The following is a 26,850-nucleotide window of genomic DNA, read 5'->3' on the forward strand; positions in this document are numbered from 1 at the left end:
CCGGTCTCTGCCTTACGGCGTCACCGCGAAGTTCTTCAGGATCGCCGCCGCCAGGGCCTGGTCGCCCTCCGTCTTCACCCGGTCCGCCGCCTCCGGGGTCACCCGGCCGCAGGCCAGGCGGACGTAGGTCTCCCAGTCGAGGGTGAGGGTGGCGGCGGGGCCCAGGGCGGGGGCGGTCTCCAGGCTGCCGCGGCCCTGGATGTCCACGCGGATCGTGCGCAGGAACTCCACGGGGCCGTGCACGTCGAAGACGATCGCCGAGCTGCGCGGGGCGTCCGCGTCCTTGGCCACGACCTTGGGCAGGGCGGCCAGCAGGACGTCACGGGCCACGTACGCGCCCGGCGAGTCCAGGTTGCCGGGGCGGCCGAGGGCTGTGCGCAGGTCCTGTTCGTGGACCCAGACGTCGAACGCGCGGTTGAGCATGGCCTGTTCCAGGGTGACCTCGGAGCCCATCGCGCCCCGCACCATGGTGCCGGGCTCACGGGACTCGTTGCGCAGCTGGCGGTTGCGGCGGATGACCGTGTACTCCAGCTCGGCCGTCATCTCGGGCCCCGTGTGGTGGCGGCGGACGTCGACCTGCATCTCCATGTAACGCTGGTGCTCGTTGGTGACGTGGAAGAGGTCGCGCGGCAGCGAGTGGATGGGGCGCGGGTCGCCGAGCATCTCGCAGTCCAGGCCGATCACATGCGACACGACGTCCCGCACCGACCAGCCGGGGCAGGGGGTCCGCCGGTTCCAGTCGGATTCCGCGAGCGACTGCACCAGTTCGGATATCGCTTCGATGGAGTCGGTCCAGGCGTCGGCGTAGGGCTGGAGGGTGGGATGCAGACTCACGGGAACGGGACCCCTCGGCGGTCGGTACACGGGCAGGTGGTGGGCAGCGTTGCCAGTGGGAGGTGGCGGCACTCGGCGGGTGTCTCAAACCGCTAAGTTACGCTGCCCCAGGGCACCCCGGCAGTGCTTTCGTGTGACGATCGTAGGCCCGTGTGGACGACTCGAATGCCAGGACGGTGGTAGTGTGCGCGCCTCGCTGATCCAGATCGCCGTGAACGAGGGTGAATCGGCAGCCGACAGGAGGCAGCGGGCAGCCGCGCTCGTGCGTGCGCAGGCCGGTGCCGATCTCGTGGTCCTGCCCGAGCTGTGGACCACCGGTGCCTTCGCCTACGAGGAGTTCGGCCGGGAGGCAGAGCCGCTCGAAGGCCCGACGTACGAGGCGATGGCCAAGGCGGCGAGCGACGCGGGCGTGTGGCTGCACGCCGGGTCCATCCCCGAACGAGACGCCGAGGGTCCTCTCTACAACACGTCTCTCATCTTCTCCCCCTCCGGCGAGCTGGCCGCGGCCTACCGCAAGATCCATCGCTTCGGGTTCGACCAGGGTGAGGCCGTGCTCATGGGCGCCGGGCGGGACCTGGTGACGGTCCGGCTGCCCGGGACCACCCTGGGCGTGGCCACCTGCTACGACCTCCGTTTCCCCGAACTCTTCCGCTCCCTCGTGGATGCCGGCGCCGAGACCCTGGTGATCCCGGCGGGCTGGCCCGAGCGCCGGCGCGCGCACTGGACGCTGCTGGCTCAGGCGCGGGCGGTGGAGAACCAGGCGTTCGTGCTTGCGTGTGGAACGGCCGGGACGCACGCCGGAGTTCCGCAGGCGGGTCACTCGATCGTGGTCGATCCGTGGGGCGAGGTGCTGGCCGAGGCAGGGGCCGGCGAGGAAATCCTGACCGTCGACTTCGACCCCGGCAAGGTGGCCACGACCCGCGAACAGTTCCCGGCCCTGAAGGACCGGATGCTGGGCCTGGAGCCGCCCCGCCGGCACGGCTAGTCGTCAGTCTCGCGCTCCTTCTCCGCAAGGTGGATCACGCACACCGCCACCGCGATCAGCAGCGCGGGATCCGCGTCCTCGCGGACGACGTCGACGCCGTAGGTCTCCCGGATGTGCAGCCACCTCCGCGAGATCACCGCGAGAAGTTCACCGTCGTACTCGATGGCGAACTCGCGGTCCAGGATCTTGCCGCTGACGTCCAGTTCGGTGCCGTCGGCCAGGGACACCCGGTAGTGGTTGCGCAGCAGCGACAGGCGTTTGCGCTTGATGGTGGCGAGCCCCGCGCCGTCCCGCTCGATCACCATCGTGTCCCGCAGCGCGAACATCTTCTGGTGGATGTCGATCAGGACGCGCCCCTGGGCGTCCTTCAGCTCGAAGGTGTCCCGCAGCCGCATGGCCTTGCCGTCGACGAGGAACACCTTCCGGCCGTGCTCGTCCTCGATCCAGTAGTCGTCACCGATACCGAGGAGCCGGTCGCGTACGAGAAGTCTCATACCGGTGCTGTTTCCCCGGGACGCGGAGATCATCACAGGGCTGGTCCGGCCTGGCCGAAGCGGCGTCGGTACGACGACGGGCTCAGACCGGTCTCGTGGCGCAGCCGCGCCCGCAGGTTGGCCGCCGTGCCCAGGCCGCTGCGGGCCGCCACGACGTCCAGCCGCTCCTCGCCCCGCTCGATCAGCCGGCAGGCGAGCGCGACCCGCTCCCGGGTGAGCCAGGCCAGCGGGGTGGTGCCCAGCTGGCTGCGGAACCGGCGGTGCAGCGTGGCGGGGGAGACGGCCGCGCGGGCAGCCAGCTCCGCCACCGTCAGCGGCTCCCCCAGCCGTTCCTGTGCCCAGGCGAGCAGCGGGCCGAGGGAGTCGTCGGGGATCTCGGGCAGCGGACGTTCCACGAACTGGCGCTGGCCGCCGTCCCGGTGGGCGGCGAAGACCAGCCGCCGGGAGACGTGGTTGGCGAGCTCGGCGCCGTGGTCCCGGCGCACGATGTGCAGCCCCAGGTCGAGCGCGGAGGCGCTGCCGGAGGCGGTGAGGATGTCGCCGTCGTCCACGAAGAGGACATCGGGCTCCAGGTGTACCTGGGGGAAGCGGGTCCGGAAGGCCTCCGCCCACATCCAGTGGCAGGCCGCCCGGCGTCCGTCCAGCAGTCCCGCCTCCGCGAGGGTGAACGCGCCCGAGCAGAAGCCGACCAGCCGGGCGCCACGCGCGTGTGCCCGGCGTACGACGTCCAGGACGCGCTCCGGGCGCGGGACCTCGGTGTCGGGCCGGTTCGGCACGATCAGCGTGTCCGCCTCCTCGGCGGCCTCCAGCCCGGCGACCCCGGTGAGAGTGAAGAAACCGTCCCGCATCCGGGTCCGCGGCCCTGCCGCGCACAGCCGGAAGTCGTACAGGTCCCGCCCCAGCTCGGGCCTGGGCAGCCCGAAGATCTCGATGGCGCAGCTCATCTCGAAGGGATTGGAGTTGTCGTCGACCACGAGAACGACACGATGGCGCCGTTGAGAGGATCCTTGCGGCATGTGCGATTTCTAGCACTCGTGCGGCTGCCGGGCACCCCCGACGATGACAGGCATGAGCAGCGAACCGATCTCCCTGGCCACCGCCCTCTCCTCCTTCACCGAGCAGTGGAGCCCCCGCATCGTGACGGCCGTCAACGACTACGACGTCCGCATCGCGAAGGTCGAGGGCGAGCACCTGTGGCACGTCCACGACGACACCGACGAGTTCTTCCTGGTCCTGGACGGCGAACTGCACATCGCCCTGCGCGAGCCGGCCGGCGAACGGACGGTCGTGCTCGCCAAGGGCTCCGTCTTCACCGTCCCGCGCGGCACCGAGCACAAGCCGTACGCCCCGGTCGCCACGTCGATCCTGCTGTTCGAACCCACGGGCACCATGACGGTGGGCGATCGCCACGACGACGTACCCGACCACGTGGATGCCACCGCGGGCCACGCGCTGGCGTGACCGCGCTGACGTGACTGTCGCTGCCAGGGGTCCCGGCTAACCCTCCAGGAACGCCACCAGCGAGTTCGCCAGCAGGTACGGGTCCTGCGCGCCGCACAGTTCACGGGCGCTGTGCATCGACAGGATGGCCGCGCCGATGTCGACGGTCCTGATGCCGTGGCGGGCCGCGGTGATCGGGCCGATCGTGGTGCCGCAGGGCATGGAGTTGTTGGAGACGAAGGTCTGGAAGGGGACGTTCGCCTTCTCGCAGGCGGCGGCGAAGACGGCGCGGCCCGAACCGTCCGTGGCGTAGCGGTTGTTGACGTTGACCTTGAGGATCGGGCCGCCGTTGATGCGCGGGTGGTGCGTCGGGTCGTGCCGCTCCGCGTAGTTGGGGTGGACGGCGTGGCCCGTGTCGGAGGAGAGGCAGACCGTGCCGGCGAAGGCGCGGGCCCGGTCCTCGAAGGAGCCCCCGCGGGCGAACACCGAGCGTTCCAGGACGGAGCCCAGCAGCGGTCCGTCCGCGCCGGTGTCCGACTGGGAGCCGTTCTCCTCGTGGTCGAAGGCGGCCAGCACGGGGATCCGGGTGAGGGCGGCGCCGGAGGTCGCGACGGCGGCGAGGGCGGCGGCGCCCGCGTGCACCGACAGCAGGTTGTCCATGCGGGGGCCGGCCACCAGCTCGCGGTCCCGGCCGAGGTACGCCGGCGGTTCCACCGGGTGCGTCATCAGGTCCCAGCCGGCCACCGAGCCCGCCGGCAGCCCGGCCTCCTGCTCCAGGAAGGCGATGAGGTCGCCGTCGGTCACGTCGTTGCCGAGGCCCCAGATCGGCTGCGAGTGGCGCTGCTTGTCGAGCTTGAGCCCCTCGGTGGCGACCGAACGGTCCAGGTGGATGGCGAGCTGGGGTACGCGCAGCAGCGGGCGGTCCACGTTCACCAGGTGGGCCGAGCCGTCGCGCAGGGTCAGCCGGCCGGCCAGGCCCAGGTCCCGGTCGAGCCAGGAGTTCAGCAGCGGGCCGCCGTAGATCTCCACCGCGACCTGGCGCCAGTTGTGTGCGCCGCTGTCGGGCTGCGGCTTGACCCGCAGGTTCGGGGAGTCCGTGTGGGCGCCGACGATGTGGAACGGCGTGTGCGCGTCGGCGCCCTCGGGGACGTACCAGGCCACGATCGCGCCGCCGCGCAGCACGTACCTGCCGCCGCTGGTCCCGTCCCAGGCGTCCGTCTCCGCGACCTGCCTGAAGCCCGCCTTCTCCAGCCGTTCGGCGACGTTCGCCACGGCGTGGTACGGCGTCGGGCTGGCCGCCAGGAAGGACATCAGGTCGTCGGTGTGGCCGCGGTCGAAGCGGGCAGCGGGTGCGCTCATGGGGTTCACCTTAACGACGGGTGTGGGCCCGCTCCCTTCGAAAGGGAGCGGGCCCACACAGGCGAGCGGGAGTTCCGGACTAGAACGCGGCCTCGTCCAGCTCCATCAGGTCCAGGTCGACCGTCTCCGAGACCTTGCGGGCCAGGGTGACGCCGGGCAGGACGTTGGTTGCGAAGAACTTCGCCGCGGCGATCTTGCCGGTGTAGAACGCCTTGTCCTTGGCGGAGGCGGTCTCCAGCTTCTCGGCGGCGACGGCGGCGCCCTTGAGGAGCAGGTAGCCGACGACCACGTCGCCGGAGGCGAGCAGCAGGCGGGTGGTGTTCAGGCCGACCTTGTAGATGTTCTTGACGTCCTGCTCGGTGGCCGCGAGGTCGGTCAGCATCAGGCCGACGATCGCCTCCAGCTCGACGGCCGCCTTGGCGAGGTACTCGCGGGCGCCGGCCAGCTCCTCGCCGCCGGTGCCGAGCGCCAGGAACTTCTTGATGTCCTCGGCGAGGGAGTTCAGCGCGGCGCCCTGGTTGCGGACGATCTTCCGGAAGAAGTAGTCCTGGCCCTGGATCGCGGTGGTGCCCTCGTAGAGGGTGTCGATCTTGGCGTCGCGGATGTACTGCTCGATCGGGTACTCCTGCAGGAAGCCGGAGCCGCCGAAGGTCTGCAGCGACTGGGCGAGCTGCTCGTAGCCCTTCTCGGAGCCGTAGCCCTTCACGATCGGCAGGAGCAGGTCGTTGAGCGCGTGCTCGGCCGAAGCGTCCTCGCCGGTCGCCTCCTTGACCGCGATCGCGTCCTGGATCGAGGCGGTGTAGAGGACGAGGGCGCGCATGCCCTCCGCGTACGCCTTCTGCGTCATCAGCGAGCGGCGCACGTCGGGGTGGTGGGTGATGGTGACCTTCGGCGCGGCCTTGTCCATGAACTTCGCGAGGTCCGGACCCTGGACGCGCTCCTTGGCGTACTCGAGGGCGTTGAGGTAGCCGGTGGACAGCGTGGAGATCGCCTTCGTGCCGACCATCATGCGGGCGAACTCGATGATGCGGAACATCTGGCGGATGCCCTCGTGCTTGTCACCGATCAGCCAGCCCTTGGCCGGGTGGCGGTCGCCGAAGGTCATCTCGCAGGTGTTGGAGGCCTTCAGGCCCATCTTGTGCTCGACGTTGGTGGCGTAGGCGCCGTTGCGCTCGCCCAGCTCGCCGGTCTCGAAGTCGAACAGGTACTTCGGGACGAGGAAGAGGGACAGGCCCTTGGTGCCCGCACCGGCGCCCTCGGGACGCGCAAGCACGTAGTGGAGGATGTTCTCCTCCATGTCGTGCTCACCGGAGGTGATGAAGCGCTTCACACCCTCGATGTGCCAGGAGCCGTCCTCCTGCTGGATCGCCTTGGTGCGGCCGGCGCCGACGTCGGAGCCCGCGTCGGGCTCGGTGAGCACCATGGTCGAACCCCAGGTCCGTTCCACGGCGATCTGCGCGATCTTCTTCTGGACGTCGTTGCCCTCGTCGTAGAGGATGCCGGCGAACGCCGGGCCGGAGGAGTACATCCACACGGCCGGGTTCGAGCCGAGGATCAGCTCCGCGTAGGCCCAGATCAGGGACGGGGGAGCCGTCGTGCCGCCGATCCCCTCGGGCACGCCCAGGCGCCAGTACTCGGAGGCCATGAAGGCCTTGTAGCTCTTCTTGAAGGACGCCGGGACGGGCGCGGTGTTCGTCTCGGGGTCGAAGACCGGCGGGTTGCGGTCGGCGTCGGCGAAGGACTCGGCCAGCTCGTTCTCGGCGAGGCGGGTCAGCTCCTCGAGAATGCTCTTGGCGGTGTCGGTGTCCATCTCCTCGAACGGGCCGGTGCCGTACAGCTTGTCGCGGCCGAGTACTTCGAAGAGGTTGAACTCGATGTCGCGGAGGTTGGACTTGTAGTGCCCCATGGTCACGGCTCCGTAGAGGGATCGGCGAGGCACTGACTCCTCGCGCCTAGTTCACGTACCAACAAGTAGCTCAGATGATGCTACCCGTCGGTAATAAGACGCAACCCCGAGCCGGTATCTGTGACGCGGCTCAAGCGCCGGACCCGGACTTCTGCCGAGCGCCCCGGCATGCTCCGGCCGTTCGGGTGAGTCCATGCCTCCGGACCGGGCATGTCTCGTAACCGATCCGCTACGTTCCGTGACTGATCCACTTCGGATCCCCTCCCCCTGCTTATGCATACGCGTGCCCGGAGGCATTCATGCGACGACTCCTGACCAAAATCGGCGGCCTCGCCGCGGCGGTGATGCTGACCGCCGGAATGACCCAGCCCGCGCATGCGGCCGGCCCGGCCTACTTCGAGTTCACGGACATCACGCGCGAAACGGCCGTCGTCCGGATCGACGACCCGGCCGTGATCGAGCACGCCCGTGAACTGCTCAGCGGCGCGACGCGGGACCGGCCCCACCTCGTCGGGCGGATCCTCAAGCGCCAGGCCCCGTACAACCCGCGGTGGAGCTTCCACTACAGCCCGGAGACGGTCCAGTTCTTCGACGTCGCCATCGAGGTCTGCGACGCCACCCTCCCCTACGTCGAGGACCATCTCGACGAGGCGGGCGGCGCCTTCCTGCCCGGGCTCTTCTGGTGTCCCTGGACCTCCCGGCTGACGCGCGAGGTTACGGCGCCGTAGGCCGTTCGGGCGGCGGGGCGGCTCGGTACGCTTGCGCCCATGTACGGATACGGCATGGACGGGGGCGCCGCGCAGCAGCAGTACGCCCCGCCGCAGCAGCAGATGCCGGGCGGTGTCGGCGGGTACGGCCAGCAGCCGCCGCTGTACCCCGAGCCGTCCCCGCCCTCCCTCGCGGACGCGGTGCGGGCCTTCACCACCGGGCAGATGTCTCCCGAGGACTTCCAGCAGATCTTCGCGACGTCCAAGGTGTACTGCCCGCGCGGTGACACCCCCGGTTTCCTCGCCCTGCACAACACCCAGCAGCCGGTGATCCCGATGTTCACCTCGCTGAAGGAGCTGCGCCGGTACGCGGGCAAGGAGTCCAAGTACTTCGTGATCACCGGCGCCGAGGTGATCGACCTGCTGCCGACCGGCTACGGCTTCGTCCTGGACATGGAGGGCGAGCACCGGATGGTCTTCGACGCGAAGGCGGTCGAGCAGATGGTCGACTTCGCGATGCGGCGGATGTACGGCGGCGGCTGAGCCCGGCAGGCAGTCACGGCGATCGAGGCCCGGAGGGAATTACCTCCGGGCCTTCGCTGTTCCCAGTGGCAGAAAGTTCAACACTCAACTAAACTGGGTGCACAAGGAGGTACCGACCATGCCTGCAGTGACCGTCGAGAACCCGCTGACGCTTCCCCGTGTGACCGCGCCGGCCGACGCCGTGGCACGCCCCGTGCTGACCGTGGCGACCGCTCCGGCCGGCTTCGAGGGCGAGGGCTTCCCGGTGCGCCGGGCGTTCGCCGGGATCCACTACCGCCACCTCGACCCGTTCATCATGATGGACCAGATGGGCGAGGTGGAGTACGCGCCCGGTGAGCCCAAGGGCACCCCCTGGCACCCCCACCGCGGCTTCGAGACCGTGACCTACATCATCGACGGCATCTTCGACCACCAGGACTCCAACGGCGGTGGCGGCACCATCACCAACGGCGACACCCAGTGGATGACGGCCGGCTCCGGCCTGCTGCACATCGAGGCGCCGCCGGAGCATCTCGTCGTGTCCGGCGGCCTCTTCCACGGCCTCCAGCTGTGGGTGAACCTGCCCGCCAAGGACAAGATGATGGCCCCGCGCTACCAGGACATCCGCGGCGGCAACGTCCAGCTGCTCACCTCGCCCGACGGCGGCGCGCTGCTGCGCGTCATCGCCGGTGAGCTGGACGGCCACCAGGGTCCCGGCATCACGCACACGCCGATCACCATGATCCACGCGACGCTCGCCCCGGGCGCGGAGATCACCCTGCCCTGGCGGGAGGACTTCAACGGCCTCGCCTACGTCCTCGCGGGCCGCGGCTCGGTCGGTGCCGAGCGGCGCCCGGTCCACAAGGGCCAGACGGCCGTCTTCGGCGCCGGTTCCTCGCTGACCGTCCGTGCGGACGAGAAGCAGGACTCGCACACGCCGGACCTGGAGGTCGTCCTCCTCGGCGGGCAGCCCATCCGCGAGCCGATGGCGCACTACGGCCCGTTCGTCATGAACACCAAGGAAGAGCTGATGCAGGCCTTCGAGGACTTCCAGAAGGGCCGGCTGGGGACCATCCCGGCCGTGCACGGGATGTCCGAGGGCGGGATCTGACCGTCAGCCCCAGGTGCGCGAGCACAGCACCAGGCGGTAGCCGTCCGGGTCGGCGACCGTGACCCCGTGCACGTCCCAGTACGGGTTGTGCGCGGGGACGCGGGTGCCCCCGGCGGCGAGCAGGCGGTCGACCAGGGCCTCGTCCACGGGGCCGCCCAGGTAGACCACGAACAGGTCGTCCACCGTCGGGGTGGGCTCCAGCGGGGCCTCGGGGTCCTGGGTCAGCTCGAAGTGCCAGGACCCGCCGGGCGGGCCGACCATCAGCAGATCGTGTTTGCCGGGCACCCGCTCGGTGGTCCGCCACAGCACGTCGAGCCCGAGGCCGGTCACGTAGAAGTGCTCGGCGGCGGCGAGATCGCGTGAGGGCCGGGCCACGCGCACATGCGTCGTTGCGTCGATCATGGTCACGCCCGCGACCCTACGGGCGGACATGACGGCGTGTCACCTGCCTGGGCCCTACGACGGGCGGGCCCGGGGCGGCCGTGGTGGCATGGGCGCATGTCCACGCCGCCGGCCCTGCTCCCCGAGCCCGTCCGCCGCCTCGCCGCCTGGTGTGTCGTGCTGCTGCTCGTCGCCGGGGTCGGCTGGGTCGGGGTGCTGCTGTGCTCCGAGTTCCGTACGGCGATCACCCCGGTGCTGCTCGCGCTGCTCGGCACCGCGCTGCTCGGGCCGCTGTACCGGCAGCTGGTGCGGGCCAGGGTCGGTCCGTCGGTGGCGGCGGGGCTGACGTGTGTCGCCGTCCTGGCCGTCGTCGGCGGGGCCGTCTACATCGTCGTCGCCGCGCTCATCGACACCGGAGACCAGATCATCTCCTCCCTCCGCAACGCCGCCAAGGGCGTCTCCCAGCACTTCGGGGCCGCCGGGACCGGGCTGGACGACCTCGCCGCCAACTCCCGCAAGCTGCTGAGCAGGTTCGGCGGTACGGCCGCCTCCAACGTCATCAGCGGGGTCAGCGTCGCCGCCGAGGCCCTCGCCATGGCGGTCCTCGCGCTGCTGCTCGTCTTCTTCTTCCTGCGCGACTCCGAGCGCGCCGTTCAGACCCTCAGATCCGTCGCCCCCGGCGAGACCGCCGACACCCTGGAGGCCATCGCGCGGCGCGCCTTCGGCGCGGTCGAGGGGTTCATGCGCGGGACGACCCTCATCGCGCTCATCGACGCCCTGTGCATCACCGTCGGCCTGCTGATCCTCCAGGTGCCCGGCGCGATCGGGCTCGGCGCGCTCGTGTTCGTCGGCGCCTACATCCCCTACCTCGGCGCCTTCATCTCCGGCGCGGTGGCCGTGCTGGTCGCGCTCGCCGACCGGGGGTTCGTCATCGCCCTGTGGGCGCTCGGTGTCGTCGTCGCCGTGCAGGTGCTGGAGGGGCATGTGCTCCAGCCCGTGATCCAGAGCCGGACCGTGCAGATGCACCCGGCCGTGGTGATGCTGGCGATCACCGCGGGCGCCTCCGTCGCGGGCATCCTCGGCATGCTGCTCGCCGTACCGCTGACCGCCGCCGCCTTCGGGGTCGCACACGAGCTGCGGGCGCAGTACGCCCCGAGCAAGTCGGCCGGGTCGGCCGAATGAGTCAGGGATGACGGCGGGGAACGGGGCTCCGGAAATGGTGGGGAGCCGATCTTGGCGTGCCCGGTACCCTTGATGGGTCCGGGCCCCGTGCCCGTTCCCGCCTGGTCCTGAGACCCGGCAGGAGAAAACCCCACCACGAAGGACGATGAACGACGATGCATCGGTACAGGTCCCACACCTGCGGCCAGCTCCGCGCCTCTGACGTCGGCACCGACGTCCGGCTGAGTGGCTGGCTGCACAATCGGCGCGACCTGGGCGGCATCCTCTTCATCGATCTGCGCGACCACTACGGCATCACGCAGCTGGTCGCCCGCCCCGGCACGCCCGCGTACGAGGCCCTGGACAAGATCTCCAAGGAGTCCTCGGTCCGCGTCGACGGCCGCGTTGTTTCACGTGGAACCGAGAACATCAACCCCGAGCTGCCCACCGGCGAGATCGAGGTCGAGGTCGGCGAGGTCGAGCTGCTGGGCGCCGCCGCCCCGCTGCCGTTCACGATCAACGCCGAGGACGGGGTCAACGAGGAGCGGCGCCTGGAGTACCGCTTCCTGGACCTGCGCCGCGAGCGCATGCACCGCAACATCATGCTGCGCACGGCCGTGATCTCGGCGATGCGCCACAAGATGGCCGCGATGGGCTTCAACGAGATGGCGACGCCGATCCTGTCCGCCACCTCCCCCGAGGGCGCCCGTGACTACGTGGTCCCCTCCCGTGTGCACCCGGGCAAGTTCTACGCCCTGCCGCAGGCCCCGCAGCAGTTCAAGCAGCTGCTGATGATCTCCGGCTTCGACCGCTACTTCCAGATCGCGCCCTGCTTCCGCGACGAGGACGCCCGCGCCGACCGTTCGCCGGGCGAGTTCTACCAGCTCGACATCGAGATGTCTTTCGTCGAGCAGGAGGACATCTTCCAGCCGGTCGAGAAGCTCATGACCGAGCTGTTCGAGGAGTTCGGCGACGGCCGTCACGTCACCTCGCCCTTCCCGCGCATCCCGTTCCGCGAGGCGATGCTCAAGTACGGCTCCGACAAGCCGGACCTGCGCGCCAAGCTGGAGCTCGTCGACATCACCGACATCTTCGAGGGCTCGGAGTTCAAGGCCTTCGCCGGCAAGCACGTGCGCGCGCTGCCGGTCCCGGCGGTCCAGGACCAGCCGCGCAAGTTCTTCGACCAGCTCGGCGAGTTCGCGATCTCGCTCGGCGCCAAGGGCCTGGCCTGGGTCCGCGTCGGCGAGGACGGCGCGCTGTCCGGCCCGATCGCGAAGTTCCTCACCGAGGAGAACGTCGCCGAGCTGACCAAGCGCCTCTCCCTGACCCCCGGCCACGCGGTGTTCTTCGGCGCGGGCGAGTTCGAAGAGGTCTCGAAGATCATGGGCGCCGTGCGCGTCGAGGCCGCCAAGCGCGCCGGCCACTTCGAGGAGGGCGTCTTCCGCTTCTGCTGGATCGTCGACTTCCCGATGTACGAGCGGGACGAGGAGACCGGCACGATCGACTTCTCGCACAACCCGTTCTCCATGCCGCAGGGCGGCCTGGAGGCCCTGGAGACCCAGGACCCGCTGGACATCCTGGGCTGGCAGTACGACATCGTCTGCAACGGTGTCGAGCTGTCCTCCGGCGCGATCCGGAACCACGAGCCGGAGATCATGCTGAAGGCCTTCGAGATCGCCGGCTACGACCGCGAGACCGTCGAGGAGAAGTTCGCGGGCATGCTCCGCGCGTTCCGCTTCGGCGCCCCGCCGCACGGCGGCATCGCCCCCGGCGTGGACCGCATCGTCATGCTCCTCGCGGACGAGCCCAACATCCGGGAGACGATCGCCTTCCCGCTCAACGGCAACGCCCAGGACCTGATGATGGGCGCGCCGACGGAGCTGGACGAGGCGCGTCTGCGCGAGCTGCACCTCACCATCCGCAAGCCGCAGCCGAAGTAAGTAAATAGGTAACTGACGAAGGGGCCCGGAACCGTGATCGGTTCCGGGCCCCTTCGCGTGAGCCAGGACTGGCTGGGGCCAGCCGGTATCAGGACAGGGACTTGTAGCCGCCCCATCCGGTGGCGATCTGTGTGCGCGCCCCGAACGAGCCCTTCCCGTCACCGTAGTTGCGGTACAGATTGCCCGCGGTGTCCCGCACGACGAGGTCCGCCCTGCCGTCGCGGTTGAGGTCGCCGACGCCGACGACGGCGTTGTACGACGCGCCCCAGTTGCTGAACACCTTGGCGCGGGCCGCGAAGGTGCCCTTGCCGGTGCCGTTGTAGCGGTAGAGGGTGTTCGACGCGTCCTGGGCGAGGAGGTCGCCGATGCCGTCGCCGTTGAGGTCGCCGGTGCCGACGAGCTTCTTGTAGCCCTTCCAGCTGTCGTACAGCTTCACGCGGGCGGACAGCGTGCCGGTGCTGGTGCCCTTGTACAGGTACACCGCGCCGGTCGAGGCGTTGCGGGCGATCAGGTCGGCCCGGCCGTCGCCGCTGATGTCGCCGGGCGAGGTCAGCAGGTCGTACTGGGTCCAGCCGCTGGTCGCCAGCGTGGTGTACGGCGTCGACGGCGTGAGCGCGGCGCCGCAGCCCGGCTTGTACAGGCGCAGGGCCCCGCTGCTCAGCCGTACCAGCACGTCGTTGCAGCGGTCCCCGTTCAGGTCCCCGAAGGGGACGGCCTTGATGCTCGTCGCCCAGCCGCTGCCGCTGACCTTGTCCCCGAACTTCCCGGTGCCCGTGCCGATCTGGAAGGTGAGACCGCCCGAGGAGTTGAGGGTCAGCAGGTCTCCGAGGCCGTCCATGCCGTCGGGGCTGCCGAAGTCGTGCCGTACCGGCGCCCCGTTCTGGAGGAAGCCTGTGCCGGTCTTCACGGTGGTGGCCGTCGACGTGCCGAGGCCCGTCGCCTTCAGGGTCCACGTGAACCGGCCGTTGGGGAAGCGGCCTCCGCTCGCGGTCTTGCCGTTCCAGTCCGCCCGGACCCACGCGTCGGTCGCACCGCCGGCGATCGTGCGGGCGTCCCTGCCGGTGTCCCCGCTCTCCACCGAGGTGAAGGTCAGCGACCAGGAGGTGGCCGGGCGGGACAGCAGCCACGCGCCGTTCCAGGAGGCGGTCGAGGACGGCATGGCGTAGTCGCCGGCGGTCGACCTGAACGCGGTCGGAGCGGACGGGGTCACGCCGGTGGTGGCTACGTGCGTCTGCTCGTAGCCGTCGAACCAGGCGACCAGGCCCGTGTACTCGTCCACGGTCCAGCGGTAGCGGCGGTCGGCCGGAAGACCGGTGTCCGGGACCTTGGAGGCGACCACGCGGGTGGCGCCGGTGGCCGCCTCGGTGAGGACCAGCTCGTCGGTGGCGTGGTCGTGGCGGACGGTGAAGCCGTCGCCGAGCAGCACGTCACCGGGGGTGACGGCGAGGGCCGTACCGGCCTTGGTGTCGTACACGCCCGCCGAGGCCGTGCCACAGGACCAGTACAGCCAGCGGCCCGCTGCCTGCAGCTCGGTCGGGACGCAGCCGGCGCCCGGGATCGTCACCGTGGAGAGGGTCTTGTCCTCGGTGAGGCTGTACGAGGTGACCTGGCCCGCGGTCGAGCCGGCGCTCCAGAGGGTGGAGCCGTTCAGGGCGGCGGCGCGGATCGAGCGCTTCAGCTTCTGGGCGTAGCCGAACTCGCCGACGTACTGCATGGGCGTGGCGCCGCCGGAGTTGTAGACGGCGTAGCCGTCGGACACGTCGACGATCGTGCCCTTCTCGGTGCCGAACTCCAGGGAGACGTCGCCCGCGCCCGCGCCGTCGCGGATGCCGACCAGCCGGTCCGCGTGCGTGAGGCCGCTTCCGCCCTCGTCGTCGTCATAGAACGTGTCGAGGTAGACGTCCCGGGGCTCGGTGCCCTTGTTGCCCCACATCGCCGCGCAGGTGCTGCCCGCGTACGGGCACACGGGGTAGACGTCGTCGCCGGGCGTGGCGGCGGATGCAGTGAGCTCGGTGCTGCCGTTCGTGGTCAGGGTGCGCACGGAGGTGCTGGCCGTGGTGCTGGTGCTGCGAGGGTCGCGCTCCGCCACGCGCAGGCTGCCCCGGCTGAGCGCGAGGCCCGACTTGGGGTTCTCGAACGGCGCGACCTTGTACACCTTCTCCAGCTGCGGGGTGCCGTCCGCGCCCTGGCGGACGCGCTGCACCCACCAGTCGGCGGCGACCGTGCCGCCGGTGACGAGGGCGGAGCCGTCCGGGGCGGCCACGGGGTCGCCGTAGGACTGGCTGAGCAGGGTCTTCGTGGAGCCGTCGGTCAGGGAGACGGCCGTGACGGTGCTTCTGTTCGCCACCAGGACGAGCCAGTTCCCGACGAGGACCGGGTACCCGCCGGTGCTGTTGCCCGGCACCGGGACCGTCTCCTCGGCGGCGAGGTCGGTGCGGGACTTCAGGTGCAGGCCGGAGGCGGCCGAGTACCAGCCGATCCGGTCGCCGCTGACGACGAGCGACAGCCCGTCGTCGGCGCCGGTGAAGACCTGGGTGAGCTCGGCGGTGGCGAAGTCGAGGTAGTCGATGTCGACAGACGCGTGGCCGGCCGAGTCGTAGACGGTGTACGCGAGCAGCGCGCCCTTGGCGTCTCCGGTGCGCGCGGGGCCGGTCATCCGCCGCGGCTTGTCGGCCGGATTTCCGGTCACGTCGCGGGTGCGCTGCACGCCGTCGACATAGTCGAGCAGGTGCAGTCCGGTGCCGGGCAGGGGCGTGCCGTCGACGCTGGTGCCGCTCGTGTCCTTCGCGATGACCGTGGTGCCGTAGGTGGCGATGTAGTCGAGCCGGGGCATGTCCAGCGTCCGCAGGGTGCCGGCGCCGTCCGGTCCGTCCGGGGTCCACAGCGACACGGGTTCGGTGTACGACCGGTGCGGCAGTGCCACGACGTCGGCGCCCTGGCCGAAGGTGCCCGAGGGGCACGAGAGGCTGTTGTCCCAGCAACTGGTGGTGGTCGGCTGGTACGGCTGACCGGCGCCGGCGTTGCCGGGCGGGGTGTTGACGGTGACGGTGCTGCCGTCCTCGTAGCTCGTCCAGAGCAGTCCGGCGACGCCGCTCTGCCGGTGCAGGAAGCCGGTCTCGCCGGCCGCGAGCACCCGCTCCGTGCGAGGGTTCGGCGAGTTCGGGTCGTCCAGGACGAGCTCCGTGGTGCCGGCGGACTGTGCGGTGGCCGCGCGGGCGGGCTCACCGCCCCCGGAGACCACGGTGAGGGTCGCGACCGCGACCGTGAGTGCGGAGACGGCGGCGGTCAGACCGCCCCGTCGCAGGGCGTGTCTGCCCACGTGAGAGTCCCTCCCGGCGAGGGCCTCCGCCCTCGCACAAGTGAGCGGACTTTACCAGTCCCTTTCCGGCTCTTTACTCGGGGCCTGGGGGGCTTTACTCCTCCGGCGGCAACTCGCCCTCCTCCATCAACCGCTCGGCGATGTCGTCGGACCAGTGCTGGGCCCAGGCGCGCAGGGCGGTGACCGCGGGCTCGTCCAGGCCGTACCGCGTGAAGTCCGCCTCGGAGTAGAAGTCACTGCCGGTGAGGCGGGACTGGAGCGTGGGCAGGTCGAAGGGGTCGTGGGCGTGGCGGCGGCCCAGCTCTTCCAGGTCGGGGAGGGAGAAGCGGGCGGCGGCGGCCTGCGCGTCGATCAGGTCCACGGCCGCGCCCCGGTCGTACAGCGCACGGATCTTGGTGCCGACGGCGTCCTCCAGCGAGAGGGCGGGGCCGTACTCGGTCAGCTCCGGCGGCTGCCAGAAGGCCTCCTTGTGCAGGGCCAGTTCGCACGGCCGGCCGGTCGGCGGGTCTGTGACCGTCAGCTGCGCGGTGAGCGCGGTGACGGCCGTGGCCCGCACCTGCCGGCCCCGCGCCTCCAGCGCCGCGCCGACGGCACGCGCCATCCGCTCCATGGGTTCGGTGCTCTCGCTGGCGAAGTCGAGGTTGGCGTGCGGACGCCGGAGCAGCCCGTGCGCCTGGAGGGCGTAACCGCCGGCGAGCACGAACACGTACGGGCTGCCGACCGAGACGAGGTCCTCAAGGAGCCGCCGGTGGGAATCGGGGAGGTTCACGGCACCCGTACTCTGCCAGAACGGGAGCGGGGCGTCCGCGCACCCCGCACCGCTGTTCACTCAGGGCGAGGGAACGTTCAGCCCTTGCGCTGCCACCAGCGGCGCCGGGCGGGTGTGGACGGTTCGAGGACGGGGAGGGCCGCGAGGGCCTCGCGGATCCGGTCGAACGTGGCTACCGGGTGGTGGCCGAAGCCCTTGTCGTCGGCGGGCAGCAGGACGCCCGCGCAGACCAGCATGAAGCTGTCGGGGCCGTCCTCCTCATGGGGCGTGGAGTAGAAGACCGGCGCGCCCACACAGCCCGCCGGGAGTTCGGTGCTCCAGCGGATCGTGCCGTCCTTCATGCGCGCCAGGGCGCCCACCACGACCGCCTGCTCCCGGGCCCCGGTACGCGGCGCCACGTCGTGGGCCAGGGCGTACGCCGTGACCGGCTTGGTGGTGATCCGTGCGATGTCCTCGGCCCGGGCCGCGGCGCCGTCGGTGATCTCGTGCGTGTTCCACTGCCAGCCCTTGTCGGCGGCGTACGCGCGCAGGAACGCCGCGGACTGGACGGCCACGCCGAGCCCGGGCAACTCGGTCCAGCCCTGCGCGAACTGCGTGAGCAGCAGCCGCTCGGCGCTCGGCGCCGGGTCGCACAGCTCCGGCCGCATGGCCACCTCGGCGACGTCGTAGCGGGTCTGCTCGACGGCGGTCACCAGCAGCGGGCGGACCGTGTCCGCCTCCTCCGTCGACTCCAGCAGCTCGTTGAACCAGAAAAGAGTGCCGTACGGGCCAGGTCGGTTCGCCCGCTCGAAAGCGAGCGTGGCGCGGCCCGCGTAGGAGTGGATGGCGTCGATGGTGGCCTGGTGGAGGCTCGGGGGCTCTTGGCTGGGTGGCTCTTGCGTGGACATGAGGTCAGACATTAGAGGAGGCCGGTACCGGCCGCCGCGGCGGGCAGGTTCGTGGTCCGGCCGCTGTGACCGGGCAGGGCGCGAGGCCCCCGGAGGCTCAACCGCGTACTGCCTTCATGGCTTCATCCAGGACGGCGCTCAACTCCCGCAGCGCTTCACCAGCGGTGGCAGGGTCCGCGTGTTCCAGCCTGCTCTGCGCCTGAGCGAAACGGGAGGACAGATCGGAGCACCGGGCAATCTCGATGTCCCTGGCCCAGGTGAGGACCCAGCTTCGCACAGGGCTCAGAGACTGCCACTCGACGGCTTTGGCGAAGGCGTCGTCCTTCGTGGCCTGCATCTCGCCCAGGCGGCCCGGGGCGACGACGGCGAGGGCCGCGCGGAGGGCGTCGGGGGTCTGCTCCGGGCGGGGGGCCAGTTCGCGTCCGTGGTCGGCCGGTGTGCTCATGATGTCTCCCAGGAGTGCCCCGGCCAGGGTGTCCGGCCGGGCCTTCGTCACGAGAGGTGCCGTACGTCCGGGGCGCGTCTACGGTTCGAGTGGGAGGGATGTCTGTTCGGCCGCCGGACCGAGGTAGGTGTACTCGGTGGACCGTGCGATGCCCACCGAGTCCAGCCGTTGGCGGAAGCGGACCCGGAAATGGACGTTGTCCCCGAGGCCCGGGCGCATGCGCAGCAACTCTTCCGGCTCTTCGAAACGGACGTCGTAGGCGTACGCGTTCTTGGCGGTCCCCGTTTTGACCTTCACCCAGCCGCTTTCGCGTAGTTCGGTGATACGGCCGGAGATCGTGATCTCCTGGTCGCGGTCCCGGGTCTCCCGCAACCGTTCCACGTAGTGCCTGCCTCGTTCGGTCAGCTGCGCTCGCGGACATCGCTCTCCGACTCCAGTGCGGTCAGCAACTCGGTGAGTGTGCGCATGCCAGTGCTTGCCGCGGAGGTGGCGGGGGCGTCAATGGCGTACGGCTCCGGGGAGGCACCGGTGGCCACAGGCCGGGCGTGCACCACGGTGCTGCCCGCCGAGACGCCGGTGAGTTCCAGAAGAACGGGTGTGCCCGCGGCAGCGGAGATCGCGGCCTCCACTGGGTGCAGGAGGGCGTCCCCCCATTGGAAGCGGAGAGCACCTGCTTCGGTGTCCGGACCGGTCAGGCGCAGCATGAGCTCCTCGTCGAGCCGGGCCCCCGGCGCGTATTCGCGTGCCGCGGCGAGACGGCTGGCCCGGTGCTCGGCCTCGATCTCCTCTTCGTCCCTGTCTTCGGTGCCCAGTTCGTCCAGAAGCCGTGCTGCCTTGTCCTCCGCGGTCGGATCGTCACCCAGGAGCGCGCGCCTGCGCTCGCGCCAGCTGTCGCCGTTCACAGTCGCACCTCCAGATATCCGCGCGCCGGGACGGCGCTCTGTTCGGCTGGTACCCGATGCGGAGGGGAGAGACGCCGAACTTCTCCCGCATTCTGTCCCGGCTCTGGAAGGCGGTGGTCAGCCATTTGGAGCCGGGTTTGCCGCGTACCGCACGCTCGGCCCGGGTGTCGATCAGAAGAGTCGCGTCGATGTTCCTGGGGTCGGGTTTCGTACTGACGAAGCTGCCACCGAGCCACATCCGGTGAATGAGCGGGAGGCCGGCAAGGGCGTCCGCGTAGGAGTCGTACCGGCCCAGGGGGAGGAATCCGTTGGCGGCGAAGGTGGGCAGCACGTGAGGTCCTGTCGGGTGTCGGAGAACGCCGCCACAGCGGTCAGGGCGGGGCGATACGGGTCATCCTGCTGGGGCGGCTTCGGTTTCGGCGGCGGTTCCGGAGGACTGCTTCGCTGACGCGCACCCCTGGCAGTTGCGTGGGTCTGGGCCGCGGTAGGCGTGGTCGCAGGTGTCGCAGTTCCGGAGGGGATGCCTGACGACCGGGGGCGGCTCGGGGGCGCGGTAGGGCGGCAGGGGTGGAAGTTGTGCGCTGAGGCGGTGGGCCAGGAAGGCAGCTGGGCGGCGCAGGGGCTCCAGTGGCAGGTCGCTGGTCAGAGCGTGGTGTACGGCGGTGGGGGTGAGGTCACGCTCCAGCCAGGCGGCGACGCCGGGGGCGAGGTGCTCGGCGTCGGTGGCGGAGAGAAGCAGGCGGGGGTCCGTTCGGCGGAGGCCGGCGAGGACCTCGGTGGCCGTCTGGAGGAGGGCGGGGGAGCTGTACGCCGGCTTCGGTACATCGGGGAGGGCGCGGCGTGCGGGCTTCTGCTGCGGGGTGGAGGCCGCGCGCCGGGCCGGGGGCCGGGGAGGTGTCGCCTCGGACGCGTCGCGGTGGCGGCCCGGCTGGTTGCAGGAGACGGTGCGGGTGACGATCCGGCCGGTCTCGGTGCGTTCGCGGGTGCGGCGCAGGTAGCCGTGGGCTTCCACCTCGCGCAGGGCGGCTGCGATACGGGTCGGACCCTCGGGGAAGCGGGCGGCGAGGGACTTGATGTCGACACGGGCACCGGCGGGCAACGACTGGATGTGACAGGCCAGACCGATCGCGAGGAGGGAGAGGTCCGGGTGCTGGGTGAGGTGGTTGCCGATCACCGTGAAGCGGGTGGTGTGGCGGGTGTTGTCGTGGATGACCCCGCCAGGGTGCGTGTTCGCGTGGGTGCGCCGGTGCGGGTGGTTTTTCCCGCTGTTACGGGACTGGGCGTGCGGGCGCACGCTAGTGTTTTGCGTGTCCATCGGGAAGGTCTCGGCTTCCTTGGTGGTCAGGCCCTCGCAGTGGGATTGCCGTCCCGGCGAGGGCCGTCGTGCGTCTGGGGCTGTTGTGCCGTGCTGCGCCGAGCGTAGGGCAGACAACCGGTGGCATATCCAGCTGAGTTGGTGATGTTCACTCGCGGGAGTGAGTGAGCGCCGTGGGCGGGAGGGGTGGGGCTTGGTGCGGTTTCTTTCCCTCTCGTGTTCCTTGGGAAAGACCGCCGACGGCACCGGAGCACACGCGGTCGGGTTCCGGTGAGTGTGCCGTTTCCGCTGGTCCCGGTGGCAGGTCGAGTTCCGCCCAGACGGTCTTGCGGGGTACGGGACCGAGCTTGACGCCCCAGCGGTCGGCGAGGGCCTCGACGAGGAGGAGGCCGCGTCCCGACTCGGCGTCGGGGGCGGGTGGACGGCGGCGGCGCGGGAGATCGTCGCCGCGGGTGTCCGTGACCTCGATGCGGAGGGTTGCGCGGCGGTCCAGGAGTGCGAGGCGGAAGTCGCGTCCGGGGATTCGCCCGTGGGTGGCGGCGTTTGTGGCGAGTTCGGCGACGAGCTGTTCGGCGGCCTCGGTGACGCGGTGGGGCAGCTCCCGGGTGCGCAGCCAGTCCGTGGCGCGGCGCCGGGCGAGGCGGGCGCCGCGTGGCGTGGGGGACAGCAGCACGCTGAAGTGGTCTGCGGGAGAGAGGAGTTGGGTGGACTTTTCGCTGTTCACATCACTGAGCGTGGCGGTGCGTGCTTACCGTGAACAGTGACAGCGCTGATACGTAGGGTGACTGTCCGGGGCTTGTCGGCTGTTGTCCGGGCGGTCGGAACCGGGCCTATGGGTAGAGGCGTTGCGGCACGGTGGTACGACGGAGGGGTGCGGCATGTCGGTGGACGACGAGGCACGGCAGCTCAAAGGCGAGGCGGACGAACCGGGGTGGGAGGTGGATCCGGACGATGAATGGGGTCTGGCCGTCATTACCACTGTCGGGCGGCAGTTGAGGTTGCGGCGGGAGGCAGTGGGGATGCGGGCCACCGAGTTCGCGGTGGCGGTCGGATACGGGGATGACCTGGTGTACAAGGTCGAGGGCGGGAAGCGGATTCCTCGGCAGGAGTACTTGGACAAGGCCGACGAGGTGTTGGACGCGGGCGGGCTCATCGCGGCGACTTGGGAGGACGTGAAGAAGGTCCGGTACCCGAAGAAGGTTCGGGAACTGGGGAAGCTGGAGGACAGGGCGGTCGAGATCGCTCTGTACGAGTGCCACATCATCCCTGGGCTGTTGCAGACGCCTGAGCATGCACGATCCGTGATCGGGGCAGCGCAGCCGCCGTACTCCCCGGACGATGTGGAACGCATGGTGGCCGCTCGTCTAGCCAGGCAGTCGGTCTTCGAACGCTCACCCGCGCCAGCGCTCAGCTTCGTCCTGGAAGAGGGGGTCCTGCGGCGTCCCATCGGGGGCACACTGGTCTGGCGTCAGCAGCTTGAACGTCTGCTGGAGGTGGGCCGGTTGCATAACGTCGTGCTTCAGGCGATGCCGATGAACTGCGACACCCACTCCGGCCTGGACGGTCGGATCGAGTTGCTGAAGTTTCCGGACGGTACGGCCGTGGGTCGCTCGGATGGCGCGTTCAACGGCCGACCCATCTCCGAACTCAAACACCTGCGCATTCTTGAGCTGCGGTATGGCACCATCCGGGCTCAGGCGCTCTCGCCAGGGGAGTCGCTGGCCTTCATCGAGCAACTGCTGGGAGAAACATGATCCGCAAGACCGTTGCCGGGGACGCTTCCGAGCTGGCGTGGTTCAAGAGCAGCTACAGCGGCGGCAACGACGGCAACTCCTGCGTTGAGCTTGCCATTACCCCCGGCACCGTGCATGTCCGCGACTCCAAGAGCGTCGGAGGCCCCCAGCTTGCGCTCACGCGCGACGCGTGGGCGGACTTCGTGACCTACGCGTCAGGAAGCTGACCCCACGCTGCTCGCCCCGCGCCTGGTTGACGTCGGGCGCGGGACGCGTTGCTGTCAGGCGGCCTGGGAGGTGAAGACCACCGAGAGGTCGCTGTTGGGCGTGATGTCCAAATGCAGGGTGGAGTCGAGAGCGGCGGCCAGGCGTTCGAGGAGGGGGATGGTGGGGGTGGAACCGCCGTGCTCCAGACGTGAGATGGCGGCCTGGGTCATGCCTGCCCGTTCGCCGAGCTGGGTCTGGGTCAGGCCCAGGGCGGTGCGGCGGTCACGGATGGCCTTGCCGAACAGGTAGGCGCGGCGGGCTTCCTGGTATCCCTCGCGCGCCCGATCGGTATCGGTGATCTCCCAGCGGGTGTGGCTCATGGAGTGTCCTCCGGGAAACGGTCGTAGACAGTATGGGCGGGAGGGTGCTCGGATTCGCACTCCTTCTGGGCGACCAGAGCACGCTGCACCTCGGCGGTCTCCTGTCGTTGCGTCTTGGTGAAGACGGTGAGAAACACGATGCGCCGGTCCGGTGCGAGCCAGTAGGTGATGCGGTGCTGCCGCTGTCCGAGGTGGAACCGAAGCTCTCGCACCTTTCCGCCGAGGTGACGGCTGTAGGGCTCGTCGAGTATGCCGTCGAAGTCAGCGAGGAGGTCGGCGTAGAACATCACCCGGCCGTGGTCGTGCGGGGGTAGGGCGTCCAGCCATGTTTCGACCTCGGGTTCGAGTTCGATGGTGTACCGCGAACCTTTCATACCAGCGACGTTATATACCGTCGCTGGTATGGGCAAGCCGAGGGCGTCAGTCGGAGACCCCGTCGGGCTCCGGGTTCGCCGACTGCGTGGTCATCTCGCTCGCCCCCCAGCTTTCACCGGCCACGGTGGTGCAGGGATGGCCAGGGTCAGCCCTCCTGGCCGCCGAAGCGCTCCTTGTACGTCTCCAGGTCCTCGTCCGTGAGCTTGGCGAACAGGACCGGGGGCACAGTGAAGGGGGTGCCGGCCGGGACGGCGGTCAGGGCCTTCGCCTCGTCGGCGGTGACCCAGGCGGCGGTGTCGTCGGCGAGGGAGAACGCCTGGCGCATCGTCTGCGCCGTCGCCGGGATGAACGGCTCGGAGACCACCGCGTACAGGTGGATCAGGTTCATCGCCGTGCGCAGGGTGAGGGCCGCGCCGTCCTTGTTCGTCTTGATCTCCAGCCAGGGGGCCTTCTCCTCCAGGTAGGAGTTGCCGGCCGACCACAGGGCGCGCAGCGCGGCGGCGGCCTTGCGGAACTGGAGGGACTCCATGTGCGACTCGTACTCCGCGAGGAGCGAGGCGATCTCCTCGCCGAGGCGGGCCTCCGCCTCGCCCGGCTCGCCGCCGGCCGGCACGTCGTCGCCGAAGCGCTTGCGGGAGAAGGACAGGACACGGTTCACGAAGTTGCCGAGGGTGTCGGCGAGGTCCTTGTTGACCGTGGCCGTGAAGTGCTCCCAGGTGAAGGAGGAGTCGTCCGACTCGGGCGCGTTGGCGATCAGGAAGTAGCGCCAGTAGTCCGCCGGGAGGATCTCCAGGGCCTGGTCGGTGAAGACGCCCCGCTTCTGCGAGGTGGAGAACTTGCCGCCGTAGTACGTCAGCCAGTTGAAGGCCTTGACGTAGTCGACCTTCTTCCACGGCTCGCGCACGCCCAGCTCGGTGGCCGGGAACATCACCGTGTGGAACGGGACGTTGTCCTTGGCCATGAACTCCGTGTAGCGGACGTCCGTGTCGACGTCGTACCACCAGGACTTCCAGTCACGGTTCTCCGGGTCCTGGTCCGCCCACTCGTTGGTCGCGCCGATGTACTCGATCGGGGCGTCGAACCAGACGTAGAAGACCTTGCCCTCGGCGGCCAGCTCCGGCCAGGTGTCGGCCGGGACCGGGACGCCCCAGTCCAGGTCACGGGTGATCGCGCGGTCGTGCAGGCCCTCGGTCAGCCACTTGTGGGCGATGGAGGAGGCCAGCTGCGGCCAGTCCTTGTCGTGCTTGGCGACCCACTCGCGGACCTCGTTCTCCAGCTTCGACTGGAGGAGGAACAGGTGCTTGGTCTCGCGGATCTCCAGGTCCGTGGAGCCGGAGATCGCCGAGCGCGGGTTGATCAGGTCGGTCGGGTCCAGGACGCGGGTGCAGTTCTCGCACTGGTCGCCGCGGGCCTTGTCGTAGCCGCAGTGCGGGCAGGTGCCCTCGACGTAGCGGTCCGGGAGGAAGCGGCCGTCGACGGGCGAGTAGACCTGGCGGATCGCCCGCTCCTCGATGAAGCCGTTCTCGTTCAGCTTCCGGGCGAAGTGCTGGGTGATCTCGCGGTTCTCCGGGGAGGAGCTGCGGCCGAAGTAGTCGAACGCCAGCGCGAAGCCGTCGTAGACCGCCTTCTGCGCGTCGTGCGCCTGGGCGCAGAACTCGGCGACCGAGAGCCCGGCCTCCTTCGCGGCCAGCTCGGCGGGGGTGCCGTGCTCGTCCGTGGCGCAGATGTACAGGACGTCGTGGCCGCGCTGGCGCAGGTACCGGGAGTACACGTCCGCCGGGAGCATGGACCCCACCATGTTGCCCAGGTGCTTGATCCCGTTGATGTACGGAAGGGCGCTGGTGATGAGGTGTCGAGCCATCGTGGCTGCTCCCAGGTCGCTGCGTTTTCTGCGGTTTCGAACCTTGAAATCGTAGCTGACAGGGGTGGGCCGCCCGCTTCCCGTTTTGCTGGGTGGGAAGGGGCGGCCGGGGGATGAGACGGGTGGCTACGGTCGGTTACGGACGCCAGGCCGCGAGTACGCCCTGGTAAAGCTCGGTGTCCGTCAGCTCGCGGGGGGTCGGGCCCGCGTGGAAGAAGGACGTGTTGCCGGTCTTCAGCTTGCGGAGGTAGTCGAAGGCCTTGTTGTCGTGCTCGCCGAAGGCGACGAAGGAGAAGAACGCGGAGGGGTGGTTCTTCGCGGCCTCGGTGAGGGACTGGGTGGCGGGGGTCTTGGCGTCCGGGGCGCCGTCCGTCTGGAAGACGACGAGGACGGGGGTGGCGGGGTCGTCCGTCGTCTTCTCGTGGTGGGCGAGTACGGCCTCCACGGCGGCGTGGTAGCTGGTACGGCCCATGCGGCCGAGGCCGGCGTGGACGTCGTCGATCTTGGTCTCGTGGCCGGGGGCGAGGGTGAGGTCGGTGGTGCCGTCGACCTCCGTGGAGAAGAAGACGGTGTGGACCGTGGCCTCGGGGTCCAGGTGCGCGGCGAGGGCGAGGGCCTGGTCGGCGAGGGCCTGGGCGGAGCCGTCCTTGTAGTACGGGCGCATGCTCGCGGAGCGGTCCAGCACGAGGTAGAGCTTCGCCCGGGTGCCGGTGAGGCCGGCTTCTTCGAGGGTGGTCTGGGCGGCCTTGTAGGCGGTGACCAGGGTGGGGGCGTTGTCGCGTACGTGGGTGAGGGGGGTGGCGGGGGTGGCGATCTCGTTCCCACCCGCACCACCCGTGCCGGATTCGTCGTCGACTGCGGGCAGCCCCTGCGGGGCGTCCTCGCCGTCGGCGTCTGCGGCTGCGTGCGACTCCTCGGCCTCCGCGACAGCCTCCGGCTCGATGGCCATCGGTTCTGCAGCCAGGGGTTCAGAAGCTTCGGGCTCCTCGGCCTCCGGCTCGACGGGCTCCGGCTCCTCAGCCACGGGCTCCCCAGCGAGGGGCTCCGCAGCCTCCAGCTCCGCAGCGTCGGCCTCCGGCTCGACGGCCATGGACTCGACTGCTTCCGGCTCGATGGCCATCGGCTCTGCAGCCAGGGGCTCAGAAGCTTCGGGCTCCTCGGCCTCCAGCTCCGCAGCCAAGGGCTCCGCAGCCTCCGGCTTCTCGGCCTGCGGCTCTACGGCCTGCGGCTCCTCAGCCACGGGCTCGACTGCTTCCGGCTCGATGGCCATCGGCTCTGCAGCCAGGGGCTCAGAAGCTTCGGGCTCCTCGGCCTCCAGCTCCTCGGCCTCCAGCTCCGCAGCCAAGGGCTCCGCAGCCTCCGGCTTCTCGGCCTGCGGCTCTACGGCCTGCGGCTCTACGGCCTGCGGCTCTACGGCCTGCGGCTCCTCAGCCACGGGCTCGACTGCTTCCGGCTCGATGGCCATCGGCTCTGCAGCCAGGGGTTCAGCAGCCTCGGGCTCCTCGGTCTCCGGCTCCTCGGTCACGAGTTCCGCAGGCTCCGCTTCGACCGCCACGGGCTCCTCGGCCTTCAGCTCCGCAGCCTCCGGCTCGGCAGCCTCGGGCTCCTCGGCCAGGAGCTCGGCAGCCTCCGGCTTCTCGGCTTCTGGCTCTACGGCCTGCGGCTCCTCAGCCGCGAGTTCCGCAGGCTTCGGCTCGACGGCCACGGGCTCGACTGCTTCCGGCTCGATGGCCATCGGCTCCTCGGCCAGGGGTTCAGCAGCCTCGGGCTCCTCGGCCTGCGGCTCTACGGCCTGCGGCTCCTCGGCCACGAGTTCC

The 26,850-nt window shown here is 70.1% G+C and carries 28 protein-coding genes; 9 read left to right on the forward strand and 19 right to left on the reverse strand.

From position 1 onward, the window contains the following. Positions 1-12: 12 nt before the first annotated feature. On the reverse strand, positions 13-834 hold the full coding sequence (locus tag ACWD35_RS06425; protein ID WP_451349992.1) for a maleylpyruvate isomerase family mycothiol-dependent enzyme: 822 nt from the start codon (positions 832-834) through the stop codon (positions 13-15). Positions 835-1,018: 184 nt separating this feature from the next. On the opposite strand from ACWD35_RS06425, the gene ACWD35_RS06430 reads away from it, so the two are divergent. Further along, complete coding sequence (locus ACWD35_RS06430) at positions 1,019-1,819, forward strand: carbon-nitrogen family hydrolase (RefSeq protein WP_451349993.1); 801 nt, start codon at positions 1,019-1,021, stop codon at positions 1,817-1,819. Here the strand turns inward: ACWD35_RS06430 and ACWD35_RS06435 are convergent. Together ACWD35_RS06435 and ACWD35_RS06440 are read right to left on the reverse strand one after the other, a co-directional pair. Further along, a complete protein-coding gene (locus tag ACWD35_RS06435) occupies positions 1,816-2,313 on the reverse strand; it encodes an LURP-one-related/scramblase family protein (protein WP_451349994.1) in 498 nt (165 codons plus the stop codon). The genes ACWD35_RS06430 and ACWD35_RS06435 overlap by 4 nt on opposite strands. 32 nt (positions 2,314-2,345) lie before the next feature. Then, positions 2,346-3,329, reverse strand: coding sequence for a helix-turn-helix domain-containing protein (locus ACWD35_RS06440; protein WP_451349995.1), 984 nt, complete (start codon positions 3,327-3,329; stop codon positions 2,346-2,348). A 52-nt stretch (positions 3,330-3,381) separates the two neighbouring features. Here ACWD35_RS06440 and ACWD35_RS06445 point away from each other — a divergent pair, with 52 nt between their 5' ends. Continuing rightward, a complete protein-coding gene (locus ACWD35_RS06445; RefSeq protein ID WP_451349996.1) occupies positions 3,382-3,774 on the forward strand; it encodes a cupin domain-containing protein in 393 nt (130 codons plus the stop codon). A gap of 36 nt (positions 3,775-3,810) precedes the next feature. Here ACWD35_RS06445 and ACWD35_RS06450 read toward each other — a convergent pair whose 3' ends face one another. Together ACWD35_RS06450 and ACWD35_RS06455 are read right to left on the reverse strand one after the other, a co-directional pair. Then, positions 3,811-5,112, reverse strand: coding sequence for a M18 family aminopeptidase (locus ACWD35_RS06450; RefSeq protein WP_451349997.1), 1,302 nt, complete (start codon positions 5,110-5,112; stop codon positions 3,811-3,813). 79 nt (positions 5,113-5,191) lie between these two features. Beyond that, the gene (locus ACWD35_RS06455; RefSeq protein ID WP_451349998.1) at positions 5,192-7,018 is read right to left on the reverse strand and encodes an acyl-CoA dehydrogenase; all 1,827 of its coding nucleotides are present in this window, start codon (positions 7,016-7,018) and stop codon (positions 5,192-5,194) included. A 299-nt stretch (positions 7,019-7,317) separates the two neighbouring features. Between ACWD35_RS06455 and ACWD35_RS06460 the strand changes: the two genes are divergently transcribed. The 3 genes from ACWD35_RS06460 (at position 7,318) to ACWD35_RS06470 (ending at position 9,358) form a co-directional block, all read left to right on the forward strand. Next, positions 7,318-7,746 (forward strand): BP74-related protein, encoded by a 429-nt coding sequence (locus tag ACWD35_RS06460; protein WP_451349999.1) that lies wholly within the window; start codon positions 7,318-7,320, stop codon positions 7,744-7,746. A gap of 39 nt (positions 7,747-7,785) precedes the next feature. Next, on the forward strand, positions 7,786-8,268 hold the full coding sequence (locus ACWD35_RS06465; protein WP_451350000.1) for an SseB family protein: 483 nt from the start codon (positions 7,786-7,788) through the stop codon (positions 8,266-8,268). Between the two features lie 118 nt (positions 8,269-8,386). Continuing rightward, on the forward strand, positions 8,387-9,358 hold the full coding sequence (locus ACWD35_RS06470) for a pirin family protein (protein ID WP_451350001.1): 972 nt from the start codon (positions 8,387-8,389) through the stop codon (positions 9,356-9,358). A 3-nt stretch (positions 9,359-9,361) separates the two neighbouring features. On the opposite strand, the gene ACWD35_RS06475 is transcribed toward ACWD35_RS06470, so the two are convergent. Next, on the reverse strand, positions 9,362-9,760 hold the full coding sequence (locus tag ACWD35_RS06475; protein ID WP_451350076.1) for a VOC family protein: 399 nt from the start codon (positions 9,758-9,760) through the stop codon (positions 9,362-9,364). Positions 9,761-9,856: 96 nt separating this feature from the next. On the opposite strand from ACWD35_RS06475, the gene ACWD35_RS06480 reads away from it, so the two are divergent. Beyond that, on the forward strand, positions 9,857-10,921 hold the full coding sequence (locus ACWD35_RS06480; protein WP_451350002.1) for an AI-2E family transporter: 1,065 nt from the start codon (positions 9,857-9,859) through the stop codon (positions 10,919-10,921). A 155-nt stretch (positions 10,922-11,076) separates the two neighbouring features. Continuing rightward, complete coding sequence (gene aspS, locus ACWD35_RS06485) at positions 11,077-12,840, forward strand: aspartate--tRNA ligase (protein ID WP_451350003.1); 1,764 nt, start codon at positions 11,077-11,079, stop codon at positions 12,838-12,840. Between the two features lie 88 nt (positions 12,841-12,928). On the opposite strand, the gene ACWD35_RS06490 is transcribed toward aspS, so the two are convergent. The 9 genes from ACWD35_RS06490 to ACWD35_RS06530 form a co-directional block, all read right to left on the reverse strand. Then, positions 12,929-16,159: an FG-GAP repeat domain-containing protein gene (locus tag ACWD35_RS06490; RefSeq protein ID WP_451350004.1), complete on the reverse strand. Its 3,231-nt coding sequence runs from the start codon at positions 16,157-16,159 to the stop codon at positions 12,929-12,931. A 94-nt stretch (positions 16,160-16,253) separates the two neighbouring features. Continuing rightward, complete coding sequence (locus ACWD35_RS06495; RefSeq protein ID WP_451350005.1) at positions 16,254-16,928, reverse strand: nucleotidyl transferase AbiEii/AbiGii toxin family protein; 675 nt, start codon at positions 16,926-16,928, stop codon at positions 16,254-16,256. Positions 16,929-17,005: 77 nt separating this feature from the next. Continuing rightward, the gene (locus tag ACWD35_RS06500; protein WP_451350006.1) at positions 17,006-17,815 is read right to left on the reverse strand and encodes a hypothetical protein; all 810 of its coding nucleotides are present in this window, start codon (positions 17,813-17,815) and stop codon (positions 17,006-17,008) included. 97 nt (positions 17,816-17,912) lie between these two features. Then, the gene (locus ACWD35_RS06505; protein WP_451350077.1) at positions 17,913-18,260 is read right to left on the reverse strand and encodes a hypothetical protein; all 348 of its coding nucleotides are present in this window, start codon (positions 18,258-18,260) and stop codon (positions 17,913-17,915) included. 78 nt (positions 18,261-18,338) lie between these two features. After that, complete coding sequence (locus tag ACWD35_RS06510) at positions 18,339-18,641, reverse strand: hypothetical protein (RefSeq protein ID WP_451350007.1); 303 nt, start codon at positions 18,639-18,641, stop codon at positions 18,339-18,341. 20 nt (positions 18,642-18,661) lie between these two features. Then, complete coding sequence (locus ACWD35_RS06515) at positions 18,662-19,162, reverse strand: hypothetical protein (RefSeq protein WP_451350008.1); 501 nt, start codon at positions 19,160-19,162, stop codon at positions 18,662-18,664. Further along, positions 19,116-19,493, reverse strand: coding sequence for a DUF6932 family protein (locus ACWD35_RS06520; RefSeq protein WP_451350009.1), 378 nt, complete (start codon positions 19,491-19,493; stop codon positions 19,116-19,118). The genes ACWD35_RS06515 and ACWD35_RS06520 overlap by 47 nt, the downstream gene beginning before the upstream one ends. A gap of 60 nt (positions 19,494-19,553) precedes the next feature. Beyond that, on the reverse strand, positions 19,554-20,477 hold the full coding sequence (locus ACWD35_RS06525) for a helix-turn-helix domain-containing protein (protein WP_451350010.1): 924 nt from the start codon (positions 20,475-20,477) through the stop codon (positions 19,554-19,556). 148 nt (positions 20,478-20,625) lie between these two features. Further along, positions 20,626-21,201, reverse strand: a complete 576-nt coding sequence (locus ACWD35_RS06530) for an ATP-binding protein (protein ID WP_451350011.1) — start codon at positions 21,199-21,201, stop codon at positions 20,626-20,628. A gap of 154 nt (positions 21,202-21,355) precedes the next feature. Here ACWD35_RS06530 and ACWD35_RS06535 point away from each other — a divergent pair, with 154 nt between their 5' ends. Further along, positions 21,356-22,231 (forward strand): helix-turn-helix domain-containing protein, encoded by an 876-nt coding sequence (locus ACWD35_RS06535; protein ID WP_451350012.1) that lies wholly within the window; start codon positions 21,356-21,358, stop codon positions 22,229-22,231. Further along, positions 22,228-22,437 carry a DUF397 domain-containing protein gene (locus tag ACWD35_RS06540; RefSeq protein ID WP_451350013.1) on the forward strand — a complete coding sequence of 70 codons (210 nt, stop codon included), beginning with the start codon at positions 22,228-22,230 and terminating at the stop codon, positions 22,435-22,437. The genes ACWD35_RS06535 and ACWD35_RS06540 overlap by 4 nt, the downstream gene beginning before the upstream one ends. A gap of 54 nt (positions 22,438-22,491) precedes the next feature. Here the strand turns inward: ACWD35_RS06540 and ACWD35_RS06545 are convergent, their stop codons facing one another. The 4 genes from ACWD35_RS06545 to ACWD35_RS06560 form a co-directional block, all read right to left on the reverse strand. Then, positions 22,492-22,797 carry a helix-turn-helix domain-containing protein gene (locus tag ACWD35_RS06545; protein ID WP_451350014.1) on the reverse strand — a complete coding sequence of 102 codons (306 nt, stop codon included), beginning with the start codon at positions 22,795-22,797 and terminating at the stop codon, positions 22,492-22,494. Then, positions 22,794-23,171 (reverse strand): type II toxin-antitoxin system RelE/ParE family toxin, encoded by a 378-nt coding sequence (locus ACWD35_RS06550; RefSeq protein ID WP_451350015.1) that lies wholly within the window; start codon positions 23,169-23,171, stop codon positions 22,794-22,796. Before ACWD35_RS06550 ends, ACWD35_RS06545 begins: the two co-directional genes overlap by 4 nt. A gap of 146 nt (positions 23,172-23,317) precedes the next feature. Beyond that, positions 23,318-25,033 (reverse strand): methionine--tRNA ligase, encoded by a 1,716-nt coding sequence (metG, locus tag ACWD35_RS06555; protein WP_451350016.1) that lies wholly within the window; start codon positions 25,031-25,033, stop codon positions 23,318-23,320. Positions 25,034-25,169: 136 nt separating this feature from the next. Continuing rightward, the coding region (locus ACWD35_RS06560; RefSeq protein WP_451350017.1) for a VWA domain-containing protein at positions 25,170-26,850 on the reverse strand (1,681 nt) is incomplete at its 5' end.

This window comes from Streptomyces sp. NPDC002671 (genome assembly GCF_053592475.1).

Coding starts and splice junctions, on each gene's coding strand:
- ACWD35_RS06435 (WP_451349994.1), bottom strand. CDS start 2,313: ATGAGACTTCTCGTACGCGACCGGCTCCTCGGTATCGGTGACGACTAC.
- ACWD35_RS06440 (WP_451349995.1), bottom strand. CDS start 3,329: ATGCCGCAAGGATCCTCTCAACGGCGCCATCGTGTCGTTCTCGTGGTC.
- ACWD35_RS06445 (WP_451349996.1), top strand. CDS start 3,382: ATGAGCAGCGAACCGATCTCCCTGGCCACCGCCCTCTCCTCCTTCACC.
- ACWD35_RS06450 (WP_451349997.1), bottom strand. CDS start 5,112: ATGAGCGCACCCGCTGCCCGCTTCGACCGCGGCCACACCGACGACCTG.
- ACWD35_RS06455 (WP_451349998.1), bottom strand. CDS start 7,018: ATGGGGCACTACAAGTCCAACCTCCGCGACATCGAGTTCAACCTCTTC.
- ACWD35_RS06460 (WP_451349999.1), top strand. CDS start 7,318: ATGCGACGACTCCTGACCAAAATCGGCGGCCTCGCCGCGGCGGTGATG.
- ACWD35_RS06465 (WP_451350000.1), top strand. CDS start 7,786: ATGTACGGATACGGCATGGACGGGGGCGCCGCGCAGCAGCAGTACGCC.
- ACWD35_RS06470 (WP_451350001.1), top strand. CDS start 8,387: ATGCCTGCAGTGACCGTCGAGAACCCGCTGACGCTTCCCCGTGTGACC.
- ACWD35_RS06475 (WP_451350076.1), bottom strand. CDS start 9,760: ATGATCGACGCAACGACGCATGTGCGCGTGGCCCGGCCCTCACGCGAT.
- ACWD35_RS06480 (WP_451350002.1), top strand. CDS start 9,857: ATGTCCACGCCGCCGGCCCTGCTCCCCGAGCCCGTCCGCCGCCTCGCC.
- aspS (WP_451350003.1), top strand. CDS start 11,077: ATGCATCGGTACAGGTCCCACACCTGCGGCCAGCTCCGCGCCTCTGAC.
- ACWD35_RS06500 (WP_451350006.1), bottom strand. CDS start 17,815: ATGTCCACGCAAGAGCCACCCAGCCAAGAGCCCCCGAGCCTCCACCAG.
- ACWD35_RS06505 (WP_451350077.1), bottom strand. CDS start 18,260: ATGAGCACACCGGCCGACCACGGACGCGAACTGGCCCCCCGCCCGGAG.
- ACWD35_RS06525 (WP_451350010.1), bottom strand. CDS start 20,477: ATGGACACGCAAAACACTAGCGTGCGCCCGCACGCCCAGTCCCGTAAC.
- ACWD35_RS06535 (WP_451350012.1), top strand. CDS start 21,356: ATGTCGGTGGACGACGAGGCACGGCAGCTCAAAGGCGAGGCGGACGAA.
- ACWD35_RS06540 (WP_451350013.1), top strand. CDS start 22,228: ATGATCCGCAAGACCGTTGCCGGGGACGCTTCCGAGCTGGCGTGGTTC.
- ACWD35_RS06545 (WP_451350014.1), bottom strand. CDS start 22,797: ATGAGCCACACCCGCTGGGAGATCACCGATACCGATCGGGCGCGCGAG.
- ACWD35_RS06550 (WP_451350015.1), bottom strand. CDS start 23,171: ATGAAAGGTTCGCGGTACACCATCGAACTCGAACCCGAGGTCGAAACA.
- metG (WP_451350016.1), bottom strand. CDS start 25,033: ATGGCTCGACACCTCATCACCAGCGCCCTTCCGTACATCAACGGGATC.